Consider the following 5988-nt stretch of genomic DNA (forward strand, 5'->3'; position numbering starts at 1 on the left):
GCATTAATGTTAACAATATTTGCTCTTCAAGATAGTTTTGGTACTGCTTGTAACGTAACAGGAGATGGAGCATTAACAATGATATTAAATGGATTATATGGAAGTAAGATTAAATAGTAATTAAAAATAGAATAGTGATCAAAGAAATAGGGTAGAAATCAAAATTTGATTTCTACCCTATTAAAAATTAAATTGCTTAACTATTTATTATTTGAAATGTTTCATTAATAGTTCATCAAACTTTCCATTTTCATGTAATGTTTTTATTGCTGAATTTACTTCATTTAATAAATCTTCATCTGTTTTTCTTATTGCAATAGCGTAGTTTTCAGCTTCGCCTTTTCCTTCTGCCAATTTTAGATTATTATTCTTTTTAATATAATTATTAGCAGTTTCAGAATCCAAAACAACAGCGTCTATTTTGTTAGATTGTAATGCCATAATTCCTGCAAAAGCTGCATTAAATTTTTCTGAAGGATAACCCATGTCTGTGACTACAAAATCCCCTGTAAACCCTAACATAACTCCTATTTTTTTATCCTTTAAATCTTGAAAATCTTTAATATCTTTATTTGTCTTATTTAATACTATAACTTGGTTAGCTGAATAATATGGTTCTGAAAAATTAACAGCTTTTTTTCTATCCTCTGTTGCAGTCATTCCTGCAATAATTAAATCTATTTTTTTTGTTTGTAATGCTGGAATTAATCCGTCAAACCCCATATCCTTAATAACTATTTCTTTTCCAATTATTTTTCCTATTTCATTTACAAGATCCATATCAAATCCTACAGTTTCACCTTTTTCTAAATATTCAAATGGTGGAAACTCTGCATTTGTACCAACATAAATTTTATTTGAACCAAAACTAACTGTAAATAAAACAGCTGAAAATATAACCAGTAATATTTTTTTCATAAATTGCCTCCTAATTTTATTTTAATTTTAACTAATCTAACGATTTAATACTTTATTTAAAAATTCCTTTGTTCTTTCATGAGATGGATTTGTGAAAATTATGTCTGGAGAATTATCCTCTAAAATAGTTCCTTGATCCATAAAGAATACTCTATCTGCAACACTTTTTGCAAAGCCCATTTCATGAGTAACAACAATCATTGTCATTCCTTCTAAAGCTAATTCTCTCATAACGTCTAAAACTTCTTTTATCATTTCTGGATCTAAAGCTGATGTTGGCTCATCAAATAAAATAACTGATGGATCCATTGCTAGAGCCCTTGCTATAGCTATTCTTTGTTTTTGTCCCCCTGATAATTGATTAGGATAAACATTTGCCTTCTCTCTAAGACCAACTTTATCTAGTAATGTATATGCTTTTTCTTCAATTTCTTCTTTTTTAGTATTTTTTATTTTCATTGGAGCTAAAGTTAAATTTTGTAAAACTGTTTTATGAGGAAATAAATTAAAATGTTGAAAAACCATTCCAACTTTTTCTCTTATTTTATTAATGTCAGTTTTATCATCCATTAAATTTTTCCCTTGAATATAAATATTTCCCTTTGTTGGATCCTCTAACTTATTTAAACATCTTAAAAATGTTGATTTTCCACTTCCTGAAGGACCAATTACAGCTATTACTTCACCTTTTTTTATATTTACTGAAATATCTTTTAAAACTTCTAATTTCCCAAAATTTTTATATAAATGTTCTACTTTAATCACTTACTTTCATCCCCTTTTCTACTTTTCTCATTAATTTAGTAAATAATCCTGTCATAATTAAATAAATAATTCCAACTGCAATTAATGGCTCTACCCCTCTATAAGTTTGACTTGTAATAATGTTAGCTGAACGTAATAAATCTACTCCACCTATAAATCCTACAATTGATGTTTCTTTTAATAAAGTTATAAATTCACTTACTAAAGCAGGTAATATCTTCTTTACTGCTTGAGGTATTATGATTTCTTTCATAGCTATGTAATAAGGCATTCCTAAAGCTTTTGCTGCTTCCATTTGCCCCTTATCTAATCCCTCTATTCCAGCTCTTATAATCTCGCATACATAGGCTCCTGAGTTTATTCCAAATGATAGTGAAGCAATTAAGAATACTGGCATATCTCTAAAACCAGCAAAAACTATATTAGCTAAAACCATTAATTGAACAACTGCTGGAGTTCCTCTTATTAAATCTGTATAAAATATAGCTAGCCATCCTAAAGGATTAAAATTTCTTAATTTTTCATTTTTACTCTTTTTAAAGGGAGTAAAATTAGATATTCTCATTAAAGCTGCTATAACACCTAACAAAACCCCTAGTGCAGCTGCAAGTAATGTCACTCCAATTGAAAATTTAAGACCTTTTAAAACATACATATATCTTTCACCATCAATAAAAATTTCTTTTAATACTTTTAAATATTCCACAATTCTTCCTCCAATTTATTTGTTATTATTTTATTCCTTATTAACAAAAAAGTCTAGCTTAAAAACTAGACTAATATCTTTAAAATAAAAACCAATAGTTAAACTATTGGTTAATAAATCTATTTTATGCTCATAGAAAATTTCTAATCTTTACAGAAAATTTAAGATATTATTTAGCCAAGCCAAAAGAAAACGATATATTTTATTCGTTTAAAAACCTATCTTCCTTTGTCTCCTTAGGATTAATATCATAATCTTCTCCTCATCTCTTTTAATGGTTTAATATTATCAAAAATATTTAAAAATGTCAATAGCTAATTTAAAAGTTCCTTGAACCCTTCACCTAAGACTTCTGAAACATCTGTTATATACATAAAGGCTTTATTGTCTGAAGTTCTAACTATTTTTTTCACTGTTGAAATATCATATATACTAACAATACACTTTATCATTTCTTTTGGCTCATAGGTATATCCACCTTTAATAGGAATAATTGTTGTCCCTCTTCCTACTTCTTTCATAATTCTATCTTTTATTTCAACTGATTTTTTTGATATTATAGTAATTGACTTAGCTTTTGAAAATCCCTCTTGAATTTTATCTATAATTTTAGTGGAAATATAGATTCCCACTAAAGTATACATGAAAATTTCCTTTCCAAATAATAATCCTAAAGCAGATAAGACAATTAAATCTATGGCTAGAAATCCTTTTCCAACTGAGACATCCCAGAATTTATTCAAAATTTTCACAATTATATCTGTTCCTCCACTTGATCCACCTGAAGCAAACATTATTCCTAAGCCAACTCCTCCTAATATACCACCAAAAACAGCAGCCATAAACTTGTCATCCATAGGTCCCAAATATCCTGAAAACACTTTAAAGGCTATGGATGTAACCACAGTGCCGTATAAAGTTTTCAAGATAAATTCCTTGCCTATGAATTTATACCCAATTATTATCAATGGAATATTAATAACTGCATATGTTATGCCTATATCAAAATCAAATAAATAATGTAATATGATTGATACCCCTGTTACTCCTCCATCTGCAAAATTGTTACCTACAAAAAAGTAATTTATTCCAAATGCATATATGAATGCTCCCACAGTCATAAGTAAAACATCTTTAAAAATTTCTTTTTTCATATCACTTTCTCCTTAGATATCTTGACTTGCCGCCATTAAAAAAGGAATCACTTGTTTCTTTCGTGAAACTACTCCTTCTAACCAAACTAAATTATCTTTTATTTTTACTCCAAATGCTTTTTCTACTATTTCTTTTTTCTCTCCTACTATTAAAGCATATGAACCTGATTTTATTATATCAGTAATCAATAAAACTGAAAGTTTATAATCATTATTTAAGTTTGTTTCTTCCATTGTTTTTTCTAAATCTTTTTGTTTTTCCAAAACTCCATTAATATCCAATGTGTTTATTTGTGATACTGCTATTTTTAAACTATTCATTTTAAATTCTTTTAAATCCGCAATTAATATTTCAAATGCTGATAAATCTGAAGTTGATGTTCCTGCAACAAGCATATCCATCCCATATTTTTTATAATCTTCAATTCCACTTATTTTAGATAATTCCTTCACTGTTTCAATATCCTTTTCTGTGCATGTTGGAGACTTAAACATTAGTGTATCAGAAATAATAGCACTAAGCATTAATCCTGCAATTTCTTTAGATGGTTTTATTCCTCTTTCTTTAAACAATTCATTAACTATTGTACAAGTTGACCCTACAATTTCAGCATTTATTTTTACTGGTTCATCTGTTAAAAAATTTCCAAATTTATGATGATCAACAACTTGTAGTATTTTAGCATCTTGAAGTCCATCCACTGATTGGCTTTTTTCATTATGATCAACTAAAATAACCTTTTTTCTTGTAAAATTAATTAAATTTTTTGTTCTTATTGTACCATAAACACTCCCATCTCTATTTGTAACTGGGAAATTAGTTTGAGTAGCTTCTTTCATTATATCTCTGATATCATGTAAAAAATCATCCTTTTTAAATGAGAAGAATTTGTTTTTATTTATTAAAGACGATATAGATAAAGATTGACTTATTAAACTTATAGTTTCAAAAAGATTAGCATGAACTCTCATTATAGCACATTCTGAAGTAACTCTAGGACTTATAAAATCCTCTTTATCACATGCTACTATAATAACTTTAGCTCCTGCTTTAATTGATCTGTCAATTCCATCTGCCATGGAAGTAGTTACAACTATATCCCCTTGTAAAACTTCATCTAGTTCTGAAATTGCTTTTAAATTCCCTTCTATTTTACCACAAGGATAATTTCCACTTACTATATCTCCCTTTAATACTCTTTTTAAATTTTCATATGTTGTTGTATACTTCCCAAATAGATCTGAATGCTTCAAGTTTAAATATATATTGGCAATATCTGATATATATATCATTCCTTTTAATTCTCTTTGTTTGTTTATAACAGGTAAACTTGAAAAATTTTCAGTACTCATAATATCTAGTGCTACTTTTAAAGAATCTGAAGTTGATAAAGTTTTTTTCTCAACTTTTGTTAAATCAGAAATTTGAGCACTTACTGTTTTTAGTAATCTTGGCTCCTCTATATTAAATTTATTTAATACAAATTTAGTTTCTTTATTTAATTCTCCTAATCTACAAGATATTGCTTTAACACCTAACTTTTCCTTTAATTCTGCTAGAGCTATTGATGAACAAATTGAATCTGTATCTGGGCTTTTATGTCCAAAAATTAAAACTGGCTCCATTATATCACTCCTTTTCCATATTTTTATAGTATCGCTCATACTATTATAACACATTATTTAATTTTTAATATTAATAAAAGATAAAATATGATATAATTTTAAAAGAGAGGTGAGAGATGAAAGAAAACATTGCTCTTATAGGTTTTATGGGAAGTGGGAAGAGTACAGTTGGTAAACATTTAGCTAGAAGTCTGGAAATGAAATTTATAGATATTGACAAAGAAATCGTAAAAATTGAAAAAAAATCTATAGAAAGCATCTTTAAATTAAAGGGTGAAGAATATTTCAGAAAATTAGAAAGAAATATAATTGAAACAGAATCTAAAGATAATAATATTGTTATTGCAACTGGTGGTGGGGTTATTATTGATAACCATAATATAAAAAAATTAAAAGAAACTTCCTATGTTGTTTATCTCAAGTGTGATATAGAATGTATTTATAATAGAGTTAAAGGCAGAAAACACCGTCCACTTTTAAATACTGAAAATATTTATGAAACAATCAAAAATTTATACGAAAAAAGAAAACTTTTATATGAAATATCTTGTGATTTTAGTGTTGACATTAATAGTACTACAAATATTTATGATACTGTCTCTAAAATTAAACAAAATTATATTCTTAGTTAATTATAATAAAAAACACTTCTTAAAAAGAAGTGTTTTTTATTTCTTTCACTGCATTTTTTCGGGTCTATAATATTTGGTGTTGGTATTTGTAAAAATACTAATGCCTTTATTTTTTGCAAAAAAAAATTGAGACAAATAAAAAAATCCGTTACAATTAAGTTGCGACACCAAAAGAAAGGATGTGATT

The 5988-nt window shown here is 27.1% G+C and carries 7 protein-coding genes; 2 read left to right on the forward strand and 5 right to left on the reverse strand.

Annotated elements, in window-relative coordinates:
- A partial coding sequence (locus GIL12_RS09685; protein ID WP_163469242.1) for a cation:dicarboxylate symporter family transporter occupies positions 1-117 on the forward strand: 117 nt, incomplete at its 5' end.
- Between the two features lie 90 nt (positions 118-207).
- Here GIL12_RS09685 and GIL12_RS09690 read toward each other — a convergent pair.
- The 5 genes from GIL12_RS09690 to GIL12_RS09710 all read right to left on the reverse strand — a co-directional run bounded on the left by GIL12_RS09690 (position 208) and on the right by GIL12_RS09710 (position 5169).
- Positions 208-918, reverse strand: a complete 711-nt coding sequence (locus tag GIL12_RS09690) for a basic amino acid ABC transporter substrate-binding protein (RefSeq protein ID WP_163470273.1) — start codon at positions 916-918, stop codon at positions 208-210.
- Between the two features lie 36 nt (positions 919-954).
- Positions 955-1683: an amino acid ABC transporter ATP-binding protein gene (locus tag GIL12_RS09695; protein WP_163470274.1), complete on the reverse strand. Its 729-nt coding sequence runs from the start codon at positions 1681-1683 to the stop codon at positions 955-957.
- Complete coding sequence (locus GIL12_RS09700) at positions 1676-2389, reverse strand: amino acid ABC transporter permease (RefSeq protein WP_163470275.1); 714 nt, start codon at positions 2387-2389, stop codon at positions 1676-1678. The genes GIL12_RS09695 and GIL12_RS09700 overlap by 8 nt, the downstream gene beginning before the upstream one ends.
- Positions 2390-2703: 314 nt before the next feature.
- The gene (locus tag GIL12_RS09705; protein ID WP_163470276.1) at positions 2704-3543 is read right to left on the reverse strand and encodes a YitT family protein; all 840 of its coding nucleotides are present in this window, start codon (positions 3541-3543) and stop codon (positions 2704-2706) included.
- Positions 3544-3555: 12 nt separating this feature from the next.
- Positions 3556-5169, reverse strand: coding sequence for a putative manganese-dependent inorganic diphosphatase (locus tag GIL12_RS09710; RefSeq protein WP_163470277.1), 1614 nt, complete (start codon positions 5167-5169; stop codon positions 3556-3558).
- A 116-nt stretch (positions 5170-5285) separates the two neighbouring features.
- Here GIL12_RS09710 and GIL12_RS09715 point away from each other — a divergent pair, with 116 nt between their 5' ends.
- Positions 5286-5801 carry a shikimate kinase gene (locus tag GIL12_RS09715; protein WP_163470278.1) on the forward strand — a complete coding sequence of 172 codons (516 nt, stop codon included), beginning with the start codon at positions 5286-5288 and terminating at the stop codon, positions 5799-5801.
- Positions 5802-5988 lie beyond the last annotated feature (187 nt).

It is taken from the genome of Fusobacterium sp. IOR10, assembly GCF_010367435.1.
Lineage (GTDB): Bacteria > Fusobacteriota > Fusobacteriia > Fusobacteriales > Fusobacteriaceae > Fusobacterium_B.